The organism is Streptomyces sp. BV286, from assembly GCF_019090165.1.
Taxonomy (GTDB): Bacteria; Actinomycetota; Actinomycetes; order Streptomycetales; family Streptomycetaceae; genus Streptomyces.
The window spans coordinates 175,510-190,794 of record NZ_JAHRIB010000152.1 but is presented as its reverse complement, the minus strand read 5'-3'; the positions used below and the strand labels follow the sequence as shown (position 1 = coordinate 190,794).

Sequence of the window (15,285 nt, the reverse complement as noted above, 5' to 3'; positions counted from 1 at the left end):
CCGCACAGTAGCCTCCCCCGCTCCTGCCTCTCCTGGTCGTCACCCCCGCGTTCCGCCCACCGGCGGCGAGATGCGGGGGCCCGGCCCACGGGAGACGGCTCCACGACACCCACCGGACTCCGCCGAACGGCCGTACAGCACCACGTGCACTCCCCCGCGACGTCCCGCCCACCCTTGACGACCTGCCCGCACCTTTGCCTTACTGATCCCGAACGGGGCGACCGAATGATCGGTCGTCCGCAAGGGCGCGGCTGGTGAGGGAGCGGTCCCGATGGCGGATGCGACGGACCTGCTGGACGCGGGCGAGAGGCTAGACGCGGACGGTCTGCGCGCACTGCAACTGCGGCGGCTGACAGCATCCCTGCGGCACGCGTACGAGAACGTGCCGTTCTACCGCGCCTCCTTCGACAAGGCCGGGCTCCGCCCCGAGGACTGCCGCTCGCTCGCCGATCTGGCCCGCTTCCCCTTCACCACCAAGGCGGACCTGCGCGACAACTACCCGTACGGGATGTTCGCCGTGCCCCGCGACCGTATCCGCCGCATCCATGCCTCCAGCGGCACCACGGGACGCCCCACGGTCGTCGGCTACACCGGGAACGACCTGTCCATGTGGTCCGACATGGTGGCCCGTTCGATCCGCGCGGCCGGCGGCCGGCCGGGCGACATCGCGCATGTGGCGTACGGCTACGGGCTGTTCACCGGCGGGCTCGGCGCGCACTACGGCGCCGAGCGCCTCGGCTGTACGGTCGTCCCCGCGTCCGGTGGCATGACGGCCCGCCAGGTCCAGCTGATCCAGGACCTGGAGCCCGGCATCATCATGGTGACGCCCTCGTACATGCTGACGATCCTCGACGAGTTCGAGCGGCAGGGTGTGGACCCGCGCCGCACCTCGCTGCGCGTGGGCATCTTCGGTGCCGAGCCGTGGACCGAGGAGATGCGCCGCGAGATCGAGGAACGGTTCGCGATCGACGCGGTCGACATATACGGGCTGTCGGAGGTGATCGGCCCCGGAGTGGCCCAGGAGTGCGTGGAGACGAAGGACGGACTGCACGTCTGGGAGGACCACTTCTACCCGGAGGTCGTCGATCCGCTCACCGGCGAGGTGCTGCCGGACGGCGAGGAGGGCGAGTTGGTGTTCACCTCCCTCACCAAGGAGGCGATGCCCGTGATCCGCTACCGGACCCGGGACCTGACGCGGCTGATGCCCGGTACGGCCCGTGTCTTCCGCCGGATGGCCAAGGTCACCGGCCGAAGCGACGACCTGGTCATCGTGCGCGGCGTGAACCTCTTCCCCACCCAGATCGAGGAGATCGTGCTGCGCACACCGGGCGTCGCCCCGCACTTCCAGCTCCGGCTGACCCGCGAGGGCCGCCTCGACTCGCTCACCGTGCGGGCCGAGGCACGCGCCGGTGCCACGCCGGAACTCCGCGAGACGGCCGCACGGGCCATCGCGGCGGCCGTGAAGGACGGCATCGGTGTCTCGGCCGAGGTCGAGATCGTCGAACCGGAGTCGCTGGAACGGTCGGTGGGCAAGATCAGGCGCATCGTGGACCTGCGCCCGCGCTAGGCCTTCCCGCCGAGCCGTCCAGGTTCGTCCACGACACCCGCTACGGCCTGGGCGTCGAGCCGTACGCGGTCAGGAACCGGTCACGGAAGGAGTCCATCCGCCAGACCGGAGCCTTGGAGCCGGGCTTCAGCCCTTCCGTCCAGCCCCAGTCGTCGATCTTGTCGAGTACGGACTTGTCGCGGGCGACGATCGAGATCGGCACGTCCCAGTCGGCCTTGTCGCCGCTGACCCGGGCCAGGGGCTGGTGATCGCCGAGGAAGACCAGCACGGTGTTCTTGTTGCCGTACTTCACCACGTAGTCGATGAGGCTGGTCACCGAGTACTCGATGGATTTGCCGTACTCCTCCTTGACCTTCGTGGAGTCGTAGAAGACGTCCGAGGCCCTCTTGCCCTCCTTCTCGATGTCCTTGTAGACGGAGCCGTCACCGACCTCGTCCCAGGGGATCGTCCTGGGGATGGGTGCCCACGGCTGGTGGCTGGAGGTCAGGATGATCTCCGACATCAGCGGCTTGTCGTGCTTCTTGCCGTGCTCCAGGCGCTCGAAGGCACTCAGGGCGTACTGGTCGGGCATGGTCGACCAGCTGAACTTCGGTCCCTGGTAGCCGAGTTCCCGCGAGTCGTAGATGTTGTCGAGGCCGTAGAACTTCCCCTCGGGCCAGCTCTTCTGCACGCCGGGCATGATGCCCACGGTCCGCCAGGCGCCTGTGCGCTTGAAGGCACCGGTGAGCGTCAGGTGATCGCCCGCGGTGACCGTGCGGTAGCGGGCCTGGTTGCTGATCCACAGACCCGACAGGAAGGTGGAGTGGCCGAGCCAGCTGCTGCCCCCGTACGTCGCCGACGTGAGCCAGCCGCTCTTGGCCGCGTACCCGGCCTTGGTCAGCTCCTCGGTCTTGTCGGCGAGCGTGGCGTCCACGCCGGGGGCCGTGACCGGGTCCTCGATGGCGCTGCGGCCGTAGCTCTCGATGAAGCTGAAGATGACGTCCTTGCCGCGCAGGTCGGTGAGCAGTTGGTCGCCGGGCGTCCTGGCGAAGGTGTCCCGCCTGGCCTCCTTGGCGAACTCCGCCTCGTCCTTGAGGGTCGCCTGTACCCGGTCCACCCGGTTCTGGACGGCCCCCGCGGTGCTGCGCGCCGCGAACTGCACCCCCGCGAACTGCACGCCGAGCGCCGAACAGGCGACCCAGACGGTGCCGGCGACGAGAGTGGCCCGCGTCGCCCGGCCGCTGTGCCGGGCCAGCAGGTTGGCGAGCCGGACGACGGAAAGGATCATCAGGACGAGCACGGCGAGGACGAGCACGACGACCGCGATCACGACAGCGATCGCCCCGGCCCTGCCCATCGAGTCCTCGAGGTACGACTGGGCGTCGTCGAACAGTATCCAGTCGAGTACGACGTTGAAGCCGCGCCCGAGGAATTCGTTGAAGCCGATGTCGAGAAGGTTCAGGAGGGTCAGCGCGCCGAGCGCCAGACCGGCGAGGGCCGCCGTCACCAGCCGCAGTGTCTTCGGCAGGACGATGAGGACGGCCGCGCCGAATATCGCCTCGACCGGCAGACGGGCGAACACGGCCGGCCGGAAGCGGTCCGGGTCGTTCGGCATGAGTAGCGCGAAGAGTACGAGCACGGCGGCGAGTGCGGTGATCGTGTGGGCCACGTTCCGGGCCGCGACGGGGTGCCTGGCACGCCAGCCACGGCGGGCCGCGGGCTCTTCACTCGCCACTTCCCCGTCGGCGGGCGCGTCCTTGCCGTCGGAGGCGACCGCGGCGGACTCGGCTGCGGATGCCCCGGTGCCCTCGGGCTTCCTGGGGCCGCCCTCGCCATCGGTGTCCTTGGGGTCCTCGGTGTCCCTGGGGTCCTCGGTGTCCTCAGTGGGGGCGTCCACGCCCTCGGTTCCAGCCGACGCGAGCGCACCCTCGGCCGGCGCTTCCTGCTCCTCGGCGGGCGTGTCCGTCTGCTTCCCGGTGGGCGTGTCCGCCTGCTCGACGGCCGGGTTGTCCGCCGGTGGCAGTGCCTCCGGCGTCTCGGGTTCCTCCGGGGCTGCCTGATCCGGGTCCGGCAACTGGCGAGAGTTCGTGGTGCGAGACAACCCGAAGGTCCTTCCGTGCGAAACCCGGTGGCGACTCGGCGGACCAGGCTCGGGTGGTCGGGCCGCCGTTACTGGTACGGCTCACCGGCGGGTTCAGTTCAACCCGGCGAGGATCCCGCCACCAGGGATTCAACCACCGGCCCCGCTCGCGGGGGAATCCGCCCCGAACCGGTCCCGCAGTTCCCGCTTGAGGATCTTCCCGCTCGCGTTGCGCGGCAGCTCGTCCACGAACAGCACCCGCTTCGGTGCCTTGAAGTGCGCGAGCCCCTCGCGCACGTGGGCGACCAGTTCGTCCTCCGTGACGTCACCGCGGGGAACGACCACCGCGGTGACCGCCTCGATCCACCGCTCGTCCGGAAGGCCGATCACCGCGGCCTCGGCCACCTCGGGATGGGTGTAGAGAGCGTCCTCGACCTGCCGCGAGGCGACCAGTACGCCGCCGGAGTTGATGACGTCCTTCACCCGGTCGACGACGGTGAAGTACCCCTCGGCGTCCCGCACCACGAGATCACCGGAGTGGAACCAGCCGTCCCGGAAGGCCGCGGCCGTCTCCTCGGGCTTGTCCCAGTAGCCCTCGCAGAGCTGCGGCGACCGGTAGACGACCTCGCCCGAGGTGCCGTCCGGTACGTCCTTGCCCTCCTCGTCGACCACCCGCGCGTCCACGAACAGCACCGGGCGTCCGCACGAGTCCATGCGCTTCTTCCGGTGCTCGTGCGGCGAGAGGACCATGGACAGCGGACCGATCTCGCTCTGGCCGAAACAGTTGTAGAAGGCCAGCTTCGGCAGCCGGGACCGCAGCCGTTCCAGTACGGGCACCGGCATGACCGAGGCCCCGTAGTACGCCTTGCGCAGCCCGCTGAGGTCGCGTGTCGCGAAGTCGGGGCGGTTCGACAGACCGATCCAGACGGTGGGCGGCGCGAAGAGGCTGTCCGCCCGGCCTGCCTCGACGAGGTCGAAGAGCTGGTCGGCGTCGGGAGCGTCGAGGATGGTGTTCCGGGCGCCGACCGCCAGGTACGGCAGCAGGAAGACGTGCATCTGCGCCGAGTGGTAGAGCGGCAGCGAGTGCACGGGCAGGTCGCCGGCGCTCAGGTCGAGAGCGGTGATCGCGCTCAGGTACTCGTGCACCAGCGCGCGGTGGGTCATCATCGCGCCCTTGGGCAGCGCGGTCGTGCCCGAGGTGTAGAGCAACTGCACCAGGTCCTCGGTGCGCGGCTCCGGGCCGTCGTACGCGGGCGTCGAGTCCAGCCGCGCGAGCAGCGAGTCCTCGGCGTCGCGCAGCGGCAGCACCCGTACGCCGTCGGGGAGCCGGTCCGCGAGGTCCGGGTCGGCCAGGACGAGCGCGCTGCCGGACTGGCCGACGATGTACGCGAGGTCGTCGCCCGTCAGGTTCTGGTTGACCGGCACGTGGACGAGCCCGGCGCGGGAGCAGGCCAGGAACCCGATGAGGTACGCGTCCGAGTTGTGCCCGTAGGCGCCGACGCGGTCGCCGGGGGCCAGGTCCGAGGAGCGCAGCACCTGGGCCGCCCGTGAGACGGCCTCGTCGAGTTCGGCGTACGTCCAGGAGCGCTCGCGGTAGGTGACCGCGACGCGCGCCGGGGTGCGCCGGGCGCTGCGCCGCAGCACCCCGTCGACCGTGCTGCCGTGTCCAGGCGTCATGGCACATGATCCTCGGCCCGTCCACGCGGCAGGTCAAGCCGGACGGGCACGAGGCTTGGGCGGCCCTCGCCCCAGGCCGCCCCACATGGATCCGAACCACATAGGGCGGACCGACATGGGGCGGACCTACATGGTGCGGACCTACATGGAGACGGGCCACATGGAGTGGGGCCACACACCTCTCCCCCAGACCTCACACGGCCCGTGTGCGGCCCTCCCAGTACGGGTCCCGCAGGCGCCGCTTGTACAGCTTGCCGTTGGGGTCGCGCGGCATCACCTCGATGAAGTCGACGCTCCCGGGCCGTTTGTATCCGGCCAGTTGCCGCTCGCAGTGCCCCAGGATCTCCACCGCCAGCGCCTCGCCCGGTTCGAAGCCGGGGGCGGGTTCGACGACCGCCTTCACCGTCTCGCCCCAGTCGTCGTGCGGTATCCCGAAGGCGGCCGCGTCGGCGACGGCGGGGTGGGTGAGCAGCGCGGCCTCGATCTCGGCGGGGTAGATGTTGACCCCGCCCGAGATGATCATGTCGATCTTCCGGTCGCGGAGGAAGAGATACCCGTCCTCGTCGAGATATCCCAGGTCTCCGACGGTGAAGAAGTCCCCGATGCGGTTCTTTCTCGTCTTGGTCTCGTCCTTGTGATACGAGAATCCGCCGGTGCTCATCTTCATGTAGACGGTGCCGAGTTCACCGGGCGGCACCTTGTTCCCGTCGTCGTCGAAGACGGCGAGTTCGCTGATCGGCCAGGCCTTGCCTACCGTGCCGGGCTTCTTCAGCCAGTCCTCCGCGGTGGCGAAGGCGCCGCCGCCCTCACTGGCCGCGTAGTACTCCTCGACGCTGTGGCCCCACCACTCGATCATGGCGCGTTTCACGTGGTCCGGGCAGGGTGCGGCGCCGTGGATGGCATGCCGCATGGACGACACGTCGTACGCCGCCCTGGTGTGCTCCGGCAGCGCCAGCAGGCGGTGGAACTGCGTCGGGACCATGTGGGTGTGCGTGCACCGGTGGGTGTCGATGAGCCGGAGCATCTCCTCGGGCGTCCACTTGTCCATCAGCACCAGCCGGTGCCCGATGTGCAGGGACGCGCCCGCGAACTGGAGGACGGCCGTGTGGTAGAGCGGCGAACACACCAGATGCACGTTGTCGTCGAACGGCTTGATGCCGAAGATGCCGAGGAATCCGCCGAGATACGTCTCCTCGGGGAGCTTGCCGGGCAGCGGGCGCCTGATGCCGCGCGGACGGCCCGTGGTGCCGGAGGTGTAGTTCATGACCCAGCCGAGCGTCCGGTCACCGGGCACCGATCCGGGCTGCCCGTCGAGGAGTTCGCCGTACGGCCGGAAACCCTCGACGGAGCCGACCGCGTACCGCCGGTTCTCCGGGAGCTTCGCCTCGTCGGCCGCGTGGCGGGCGGCGGCGCCGAACCGCTCGTGGGCGATCAGCACCTTGGCCCCGGAGTCGGCGACGATCCAGGCGATCTCGGGCCCGACGAGATGGTGGTTGACGGGCACGAGGTAGAGACCGGCCTGGGAGGCGGCGAGGTACGCGGTGAGGAACTCGACGCCGTTGGGCAGGACGACGGCGAAGGCGTCACCGCGTTCGAGGCCGGCGGCGCGCAGCGCGTGCACCAGGCGGTTCGCCTCGGCGTGCAGGCGGCCCGCGGTCCACTCCTCTCCGTCGGTCGCGACGAGGACGGTGCGCTCGGGGTCGGCGGTGGCCTGGGCCCAGAAGCCGCCTGGGGGCTGACTCACTCGTGGCTCCTTCCGGCGATGCGGTTGAGTCGGTCCACGGCCTTCTCGAAGTCGCGTGTGAGGTCGTCGACGACTTCCTGGACGCCGCGTTCGGTGTTCATCCGGCCGACGATCTGTCCCACGGGCGTGCCGAGCAGTGGCTCCACCTCGTGCTTCTGGATCCGTGAGACGGCCTCGGCGACGAGCAGGCCCTGCAGGGGCATGGGGAGCGTCCCGGGTCCGTTCGGGTCGTCCCAGGCGTCGGTCCATTCGGTGCGCAGTTGCCGTGCGGGTTTCCCGGTCAGCGCGCGCGAGCGGACCGTGTCGCCGGACCCGGCGGCCAGCAGCTTCTGGGTCAGTGCGCGCGAGTGCATGTCGGCCTCTGTGGTGGTCAGCCATATGGAGCCGAGCCACACACCCTGGGCGCCGAGTGTGAGCGCGGCGGCCATCTGCTGACCGCTGCCGATGCCACCCGCCGCGAGCACGGGCAGCGGCGCGACGGCTTCGACGACCTCGGGGGTGAGCACCATCGAGGCGATCTCACCGGTGTGGCCGCCGGCCTCGTAGCCCTGGGCGACGATGATGTCGATGCCCGCCTCCGCGTGTTTGCGCGCGTGCCGGGCGCTGCCCGCGAGCGCGGCGACGAGGACGCCCTGCTCGTGGGCGCGCTCGATGACGTCGGCGGGCGGTGAACCGAGCGCGTTGGCCAGCAGCTTGATCGGATAGTCGAAGGCGACGTCCAGTTGGGTGCGGGCGACCTGTTCCATCCAGCCGGTGATGCGCCAGCCGGAGACCTCGCCCTCGGCGAGTCCGGGCACGCCGTACTTGGCCAGGGTGTCCTTGACGTACTGGCGGTGCCCCTCGGGGATCATCGCCTCCACGTCGGCCTCGGTGACGCCTTCGACCTTCTTGGCGGGCATGACGACATCGAGCCCGTACGGCATTCCGTCGACATGCGCCTCGAGCCAGTCGAGGTCGCGCTTGAGGTCGTCGGGGTCGGTGTAGCGGACCGCGCCGAGCACGCCGAGTCCGCCGGCCCGGCTGATGGCAGCGGCGACGGCGGGGAACGGCGTGAAGCCGAAGAGGGCGTGCTCGACTCCCAGTTTCTTGCTCAGCTCCGTCTGCATGGGCGCAGGATGCCGCAGTCCTCCGGACGAAGGAAGACCTTTTCTGATGCACCGTCAGTTTTCTCGGTCCGCGAGGAGTCGGAGCGGCACCGTTGACACCGGACTCGCCCGACACAAAAGTTTCATCGGGCACGGCGAACCCGGAAAGATACTTTCAGGCGGCGCGACAGGAGGCTCTTCGATGGCGGACAGAGCGGGCGGCGGGCCGTCCCGTCGGCAGGTGGGCCGAGGCCTGACGGCGCTGGGCGGCGCACTGATCCTGGCGCCCCTGCCGGCCGCCTCGGCGGCCCCAGGCGCCACGGAGAGCAACGGCGGCCGCGGCCGACACCCGACCCTGCGGCGCGGCTCCGCCGAACGCGCCGGGCTGCTCCCCGCCTCCCTGCGCCAACTGGTCGACGACGCCGAGACGTTCCTCGGTCCCTCCCCCGAACACCCTTGGTACGCGGGTGCGGTGCTGCTCGCGGGTCGCGGCGGCACGGTCGCCCTGCACCGGCCGATCGGCAAGGCGGTGCGCTACTCGGCGTACGACGAGAAGACCGACACGGCCGTGGAGTTGCCCGCCGAGCAGCAGATCCCGATGTCCGAGGACACGGTCTTCGACCTCGCCTCGGTGTCGAAGCTGTTCACGTCGATCCTCGCCGTGCAGCAGATCGAGCGCGGCACGCTGGAGTTGGAGGGCAGAGTCGCCTCGTACCTCCCGGACTTCGGCGGCGCGGGCAAACAGGACATCACGGTCCGTCAACTCCTCACGCACACCTCGGGTTTCCGCGCCTGGATCCCGCTCTACAACGCACCGACCCACGAGGACAAGCTCCGGCTCATCTGGAAGGAGGCACCTCTCAACCCGCCGGGCACCACGTACCTCTACTCGGACCTCAACCTGATCTCGCTCCAGCTCGTCCTGGAAAAGATCACCGGCCGCTCCCTGGACGCCCTGCTCCGCGACGGGATCACCGCGCCGCTCGGCATGCGCCGCACCCGCTTCAACCCACCGCCCTCCTGGAAGCCGAAGATCGCCGCCACCGAGGACGCCCGCAAACCCTGGTCCGGCCTCGACCGCGGCCTCGTATGGGGCGAGGTGCACGACGAGAACGCGTACAGCCTGGGCGGCGTGGCGGGTCACGCCGGTGTCTTCTCCACCGCGTGGGACCTCGCGGTCCTCGGCCGTACGCTGCTCAACGGCGGTGTGTACGGCAGCGCGCGCATCCTGGAACCCGAGTCCGTGGACCTGATGTTCACCGACTTCAACACGGCCTTCCCCGGGGACGAGCACGGTCTCGGCTTCGAGCTGTACCAGCACTGGTTCATGGGAGCCATGGCCACCCCGCGCACCGCCGGTCACACCGGATTCACGGGGACGTCCCTGGTCCTCGACCCGACGACGGACTCCTTCCTCGTCGTGCTCGGCAACTCCGTCCATCCCGTGCGCAGTTGGCGATCGGGTTCCGCTCCCCGGGTCGCCGCCGCCAACAACCTCGCCCGCGCGGTGCCGGTCCGGCCCGCCCGAGGGCGTACGGCCTGGTTCTCCGGCATGGCGGCCGGCACGTCCGCGACACTGACCCTGCCCGCGCTGGACGTCGGGGCCGGAGGTCGTTTTCGGTGCGCCCTGTGGTGGGACGTCGAACCGCAGGCGGACGCCCTCTTCCTGGAGGCCTCGGCGGACGGTGGCACGACCTGGCAGCCGGTGCCGTTCCGCACCGTGCGCCGCGGGCAGGCTCCGCGGGAGCATCCCGCCGGGTCGGTGACGGGCTGGTCGGGCCGGACCTGGCACCGGCTCGACGCGGATCTCCCCGGGGCCGGCCGGTTCGTCCTGCGCTGGCGGTACACGACGGACCGGCTGTACGTGGGCCGGGGCGTGTACGTCGACGCGCTGCGGGTGCGGGACGACGGCCGGGTCGTGTTCGACGAGGCCCGGCCGGCGGACGCCACGCGCGTCGAGGCCGTGGGCTGGGTGGCGTCCTCGACCTGAGTACCCGGCGGCGGCGAAGTCCCCCTGCCGCAAGCCGCTTTCGGCGGTGTGCCGTCCGTGGCGGACGCGTCTGCGCTTCGCAACGTCAGGGGTGTCGCTCGCGCGGATTCCCTCGCCCCTGACGGGGGCTCTACGAGGCCCTGCCAGGCCCTACGAGGCTTCCAGGAGTGCCATGGCCGCGTTGTGCCCAGGTACTCCGCTCACCCCTCCTCCGCGTACCGCACCCGCACCGCAGAGCAGGACGTTGGCGTGCCGGGTCTCGACGCCCCAGCGGCCGGTGCCCTCCTGGACGTGGGGGAAGGCCAGGTCGCGGTGGAAGATGTTGCCGCCGGGCAGCCTGAGGTCGCGTTCCAGATCGAGGGGCGTCTTCGCCTCGATACAGGGGCGGCCGTCCGCGTCGGTGGCCAAACAGTCGGCGAGCGGTTCGACGAGGTGTGCGTCCAGTTGCGCCAGGGTCGACTTGAGGAGTTCCTCGCGTACGCCGTCGTTGTCACGCGCGAAGAGCCGGGCGGGCGTGTGGAGGCCGAAGAGCGTGAGGGTGTGGCAGCCCTGCTGGACGAGGTCGGGTCCCAGGATCGTGGGATCGGTCAGCGAGTGACAGTAGATCTCCGAGGGCGGCGCCTCGGGCAGCGCACCGGACGCGGCCTGCGCGTGCGCGGTGGCGAGTTGCTCGTAGCCCTCGGCGATGTGGAAGGTGCCGGAGAAGGCCTCACGCGGGTCGACGGACGTGTCGCGCAGCCGGGGCAGCCGCTTCAGCAGCATGTTCACCTTGAGCTGGGCGCCCTCGGCGGGGGCCGGCGGCTCGTCGCCGGTCAGTCGCGCGAGCTCCTGCGGGGAGGCGTTGACGAGGACGTGCCGGGCCGCGACGGTCCCCTCGCCCTCCGCGCTCCGGTAGGTGACCTCGGCGGAGCGTCCGTCGGTCTCCACCCGGAGCGCCTCGTGGCCGGTCGCGAGGACCGCGCCGGCGCCTCGCGCCGCGCCGGCCAGTGCGTCGGTGAGCGCCCCCATGCCGCCGACCGGCACGTCCCAGGCTCCCGTGCCGCCGCCGATCACGTGATAGAGGAAGCAGCGGTTCTGCCGCAGGGAGGGATCGTGGGCGTCGGCGAAGGTGCCGATGAGCGCGTCGGTGAGGACGACCCCGCGGACGAGGTCGTCGGCGAAGGTGTCCTCGACGGCCACCCCCAGCGGTTCCTCGAAGAGGATGCGCCAGGCCTCCTCGTCGTCGATACGGCGGCGCAGTTCGTCGCGCGTGGGGAGCGGTTCGGTCAGGGTGGGGAACACCTGCTTCGCGACGCGGCCGGTCATGCCGTAGAAGCGCTGCCAGGCCTGGTACTCGCGGCCCGAGCCGGTGAGCCGGGCGAAGGCCTCCCTGGTGCGCCGCTCACCACCGCCGATGAGCAGTCCGGCGGGCCGCCCGTCGCGTTCGGTGGGCGTGTAGGAGGACACGGTCCGGCCGCGCACCCGGAAGTCCAGGCCCAGGTCCCGGACGATCTTCCGGGGCAGCAGGCTGACCAGGTAGGAGTAGCGCGACAGCCGCGCGTCAACCCCGGCGAACGGCCGGGTCGAGACGGCGGCGCCGCCGGTGTTCCCCAATCGCTCCAGGACGAGGACGGACTTCCCCGCGCGGGCCAGGTAGGCGGCGGCGACCAGACCGTTGTGGCCCCCGCCGACGATGACGACGTCGTGTTCCCGATGTCCCTCGTGTGCAGCCATGCTTCTTGGTAACACGCGATGATCTAGGTCGGCCAGGCATACGCGGCACCCGGCGGGCACCCGACCGAGCACCGGAGAGCCCCGGCCGCGCCCCGCAAGGGGCGCGGGGAACTGCGCGCCCGGCCCCACACGACCCGCGGCCGAGAACCGGGCGCGGGCGGTGGCTGTGCCGGACGCGGACGGGCAGCACAGCCCCGCCCAGAGCCCCCTGCCCCTCAGCCATCAGCCCCAGAGGCAGGGGCAAGGGGCAGGGGCAGGGGGCATCGGCAGAAGAGCCCGGGGCGTCACCGCGCCCCGGACGCCCGCTGCTGCCGCAACGCCGCCACCCTCCGGTACAGCTCGACCGCCTCCGCCCCTCGGCCGAGCTGCTCCAGGCAGTGGGCCTCGTCGTTGCGGCTGGCCAGCGCGTCCGGATGGTCGGCGCCGAGGACACGTTCCCGTGCGCCGGCCACCTGCCGGTACTCGGTGAGGGCGTCGGTCCAGCGCCCGAGCCAGCCGAGACCGACGGCGACCTCACGACGGCTCACCAGGGTGTCCGGGTGGTCGGGCCCGAGGACACGCTCCCGGATGGCGCACACGTCGCGGGACTCGGCGAGGGCCTCCTCCCAGCGGCCGAGCCGGCCCAGGTTGACCCCGAGCCCGTGCCGGGCGCGCAGGGTCTCCGGGTGGCCGGAGCCGTGGACGCGGACACGGTCGTCGATCAGGCCCCGGTACAGCTCCAGGGCCTGGGCGCTGCGCCCGAGCCTGCCGAGACTGATGCCGACCTCGTAGCGGGCGGCGAGCGTGTCCGGATGGTCGGGGCCGAGCGCCTGCCCCCTGGCCGCGGCGACCTCCTGGTAGGTCTGCAGCGCCTCTGGCCACCGACCCAACTGACCGAGCGCGTACGCCACTTCGTAGCGGGTGACGAGCGTGTCGGGGTGGTTCGGGCCCAGTACCCGGGCGCGGGCCACAGCCACCTCGCTCGCCATGCGGTACGAGTCCTCCAGCCGCCCGAGCCTGCTCAGGTTGAAGGCGAGGTTGTGCCGACAGCGCAGGGTGTCCGGGTGGTCGGGTCCCATGGCCTGTTCCCGGGTGGCCAGCACGGCCGTGTAGACCTGGTGCGCCTCGAAGTGGCGCCCCAACTGACCCAGCACGTACGCCATTTCCTGGCGGGCGGCCAGGGTGTCCGGGTGGTCGGGGCCGAGGACGTGTTCCCTGGTCCGCGCCACGTGCCCGTATTCGCGCAGCGCGTCGGCGGGGCGGCCCGTGCGGCTGAGGGTGAAGCCGACCTCGTAGCGGCTGGCCAGTGTGTCGGGGTGGTCGGGTCCGAGGGCGTGTTCGCGTTCGACGGCGACCGCGCGGTGCACCTCACCGGCCTCCGCCCAGCGGCCCAGCCGTCCCAGACTCAGCCCCGCGTTGTGGCGGCCGGTGAGGGTGGCGAGCAGGTCCGGTGACGGGGCGGGCCGCTCGGCGGTCACGGGCTCATGGGCCCGGCGGGTGTCGGTGCGCGCTATCCAGTCGCCGGTGAGGCCCGCGGCGGCGTCCGGCGGCGTGGTGCGCAGTCCGGCCCCGGTCGCCTTGTGACCGGTGGTCATTCCGCGGGTCCAGGACGGCAGGCGCGCCTCGCGCGGCGCGGGCCGCTCCGTCGTCCCGCGCCCCAGCGGGGCCGACACCACGGTCGGCACGTACGCGGGCGTGGTGCGGCCCTCGCCGATACGGCGGCCCAGCTCACGGGCATCGTGCGGGCGCTGCCCGGGCTCCTTCGCCAGCAGGTCGAGGATGATCCCGTCCAGGTACTCCGGGAGTTCCGACCGGTGGCTGCGCGGTGGTTCGGGGAGCGTGTCCCGGTGGCCGACCAGGACCGCCCACGCGTCGTCGAGGTCGAACGGCGGGGCGCCGGTGGCGATCTCGTACAGCACGCAGCCGAAGGAGTAGAGGTCGCTGCGCTGGTCGACGTGGACCCCACCGATCTGCTCGGGCGACATGTAGTGCGGGGTGCCCATCGCGATGCCGGTTCCGGTCAGGCGCGACGTGAAGCCGATGTCGGCGCCGAGCCGGGCGATGCCGAAGTCGCAGATCTTCACCGTGCCGTCGTCGAGCCGCATGATGTTGGCGGGCTTCAGGTCGCGGTGCACGATGCCCTGTTGGTGGGTGTAGGCGAGGGCGGCGGCCACCTGGTCGGCGACCTCCACGATGTCGGCGACGGGCAGCGGGTGGTTCTTGTTGTCCTCCAGGAGCTGGCTCAGGTTGCGCCCGTCGAGCAGCTCCATCACGAGGTACAGGACGCCGTCGGACTCCCCGAAGTCGTGGACGACCGTCACCCCCCGGTGCTGGAGGGCCGCGGCCACCCGCGCCTCGCGGCGGAACCTCTCCCGCAGGACACGGGTGAACGAGTGGTCGTGATGATGCCCCAGTGGTTTGAGGCACTTGACGGCGACCTGTCTGCCCAGCGACTCGTCCCGGGCACGCCACACCTCCCCCATGCCGCCTCGACCGATCAGGTCGAGCAACCGGTACCGGCCCTGGATGAGCCTGGTGTCCCCCATCTGCTGCGATCGCCCCCGTCGTCCGACCCGCCCTCCCCTGGCTCGTCCAGTATGGCGAGCTATGGTCCGACTTTGTACGGCGCGGGGCGCGAGCCGGGGCCGAGCCGTGACATGGCGCGCACAATGTGTTTGGGCGGCAGTTGCCAGCGCAGACGTGCGGGAACACAGCGCAGCACGGTGCCGGTGAGACGCAACCGCAGGGTCACGGCACGGGGCGACCGTACGGATCTTCCGTACAACTCATGGGCGTACGGCGGCAGTGAGGCGTACGCCGACTGCGCCACCCACCGCCACAGCAGTGCGCGCGCCGGGAACCAGCAGCGGGTGGACGGGCGGTCCGCGCAGGAAGTCGTCGACGTCCCGCGCCTCCGCTCCCGCGGCCAGTTCCGGCCGCACCTTCTCGAAGTACGCGGCCAGTTCCCGCTGGTCGGACGGTACTCCGGCGGGGTCGAGGCCCACCAGCCGTGCGCTGACGCGGTGTTCGCCGATGTACCGGTCGGCCTGCGCGTCCGTGAGGCGGAAGCCTGACCGGCGCAGGACGTGCAGGTAGGAGTCGATCTCGGCGCAGTGCACCCACAGCAGCAGTTCCGGCTCGTCGATCCGGTAGCGCTCCCCGGTGTCGGGGTCGGTCGCCGTGAGCATCGTGTGAATCTTCCGCACCCTCGCACCGGCCTCCTCGGCCGCCTCTTTCGTCCCGTACGTCGTGGTGCCGACGAAGTGGGCTATACCCATCAGGCGACCCCAGGCGTCCTTGCGGAAGTCGGAGTTCTGCATGACGCCGCGCACCGCTCGCGGGTGCAGCGCCTGGAGGTAGAGCGCGCGGACGCCGGCGACCCACATCATGGGGTCGCTGTGCATCTGCCAGGTCACGGACTTCGGACCGTAGAGGCCGGGGTCCGCGGCGCGATCCACGTCCACGCTGCCA

The 15,285-nt window shown here is 71.1% G+C and carries 8 protein-coding genes and 1 pseudogene; 2 read left to right on the top strand and 7 right to left on the bottom strand.

Features of this window, described 5'->3' with window-relative positions; all coding sequences use genetic code 11:
- Nucleotides 1-271: 271 nt before the first annotated feature.
- Nucleotides 272-1,567, top strand: a complete 1,296-nt coding sequence (gene paaK, locus KUF83_RS26710; RefSeq protein WP_217457475.1) for a phenylacetate--CoA ligase PaaK — start codon at nt 272-274, stop codon at nt 1,565-1,567.
- A 40-nt stretch (nt 1,568-1,607) separates the two neighbouring features.
- On the opposite strand, the gene KUF83_RS26705 is transcribed toward paaK, so the two are convergent.
- The 4 genes from KUF83_RS26705 to KUF83_RS26690 all read right to left on the bottom strand — a co-directional run bounded on the left by KUF83_RS26705 (nt 1,608) and on the right by KUF83_RS26690 (nt 8,153).
- Nucleotides 1,608-3,620, bottom strand: coding sequence for a sulfatase (locus KUF83_RS26705; RefSeq protein WP_254644403.1), 2,013 nt, complete (start codon nt 3,618-3,620; stop codon nt 1,608-1,610).
- 156 nt (nt 3,621-3,776) lie between these two features.
- The gene (locus KUF83_RS26700) at nt 3,777-5,303 is read right to left on the bottom strand and encodes an acyl-CoA synthetase (protein ID WP_217457473.1); all 1,527 of its coding nucleotides are present in this window, start codon (nt 5,301-5,303) and stop codon (nt 3,777-3,779) included.
- A 193-nt stretch (nt 5,304-5,496) separates the two neighbouring features.
- Nucleotides 5,497-7,047, bottom strand: coding sequence for an acyl-CoA synthetase (locus KUF83_RS26695; protein ID WP_217457472.1), 1,551 nt, complete (start codon nt 7,045-7,047; stop codon nt 5,497-5,499).
- Nucleotides 7,044-8,153: a nitronate monooxygenase family protein gene (locus KUF83_RS26690; protein WP_217457471.1), complete on the bottom strand. Its 1,110-nt coding sequence runs from the start codon at nt 8,151-8,153 to the stop codon at nt 7,044-7,046. Before KUF83_RS26690 ends, KUF83_RS26695 begins: the two co-directional genes overlap by 4 nt.
- A 181-nt stretch (nt 8,154-8,334) precedes the next feature.
- Here KUF83_RS26690 and KUF83_RS26685 point away from each other — a divergent pair, with 181 nt between their 5' ends.
- Complete coding sequence (locus KUF83_RS26685; RefSeq protein WP_217457470.1) at nt 8,335-10,122, top strand: serine hydrolase domain-containing protein; 1,788 nt, start codon at nt 8,335-8,337, stop codon at nt 10,120-10,122.
- A gap of 150 nt (nt 10,123-10,272) precedes the next feature.
- On the opposite strand, the gene KUF83_RS26680 is transcribed toward KUF83_RS26685, so the two are convergent.
- The 3 genes and pseudogenes from KUF83_RS26680 to KUF83_RS26670 all read right to left on the bottom strand — a co-directional run bounded on the left by KUF83_RS26680 (nt 10,273) and on the right by KUF83_RS26670 (nt 15,218).
- Nucleotides 10,273-11,835: an NAD(P)/FAD-dependent oxidoreductase gene (locus KUF83_RS26680; RefSeq protein ID WP_217457469.1), complete on the bottom strand. Its 1,563-nt coding sequence runs from the start codon at nt 11,833-11,835 to the stop codon at nt 10,273-10,275.
- Nucleotides 11,836-12,119: 284 nt separating this feature from the next.
- Nucleotides 12,120-14,360: a serine/threonine-protein kinase gene (locus KUF83_RS26675; protein WP_217457468.1), complete on the bottom strand. Its 2,241-nt coding sequence runs from the start codon at nt 14,358-14,360 to the stop codon at nt 12,120-12,122.
- 59 nt (nt 14,361-14,419) lie between these two features.
- Nucleotides 14,420-15,218: pseudogene (locus KUF83_RS26670) on the bottom strand (oxygenase MpaB family protein).
- Between the last annotated feature and the right edge of the window lie 67 nt (nt 15,219-15,285).

Coding starts and splice junctions, on each gene's coding strand:
- KUF83_RS26680 (WP_217457469.1), bottom strand. CDS start 11,835: ATGGCTGCACACGAGGGACATCGGGAACACGACGTCGTCATCGTCGGC.
- KUF83_RS26675 (WP_217457468.1), bottom strand. CDS start 14,360: ATGGGGGACACCAGGCTCATCCAGGGCCGGTACCGGTTGCTCGACCTG.
- KUF83_RS26700 (WP_217457473.1), bottom strand. CDS start 5,303: ATGACGCCTGGACACGGCAGCACGGTCGACGGGGTGCTGCGGCGCAGC.
- KUF83_RS26685 (WP_217457470.1), top strand. CDS start 8,335: ATGGCGGACAGAGCGGGCGGCGGGCCGTCCCGTCGGCAGGTGGGCCGA.
- paaK (WP_217457475.1), top strand. CDS start 272: ATGGCGGATGCGACGGACCTGCTGGACGCGGGCGAGAGGCTAGACGCG.
- KUF83_RS26690 (WP_217457471.1), bottom strand. CDS start 8,153: ATGCAGACGGAGCTGAGCAAGAAACTGGGAGTCGAGCACGCCCTCTTC.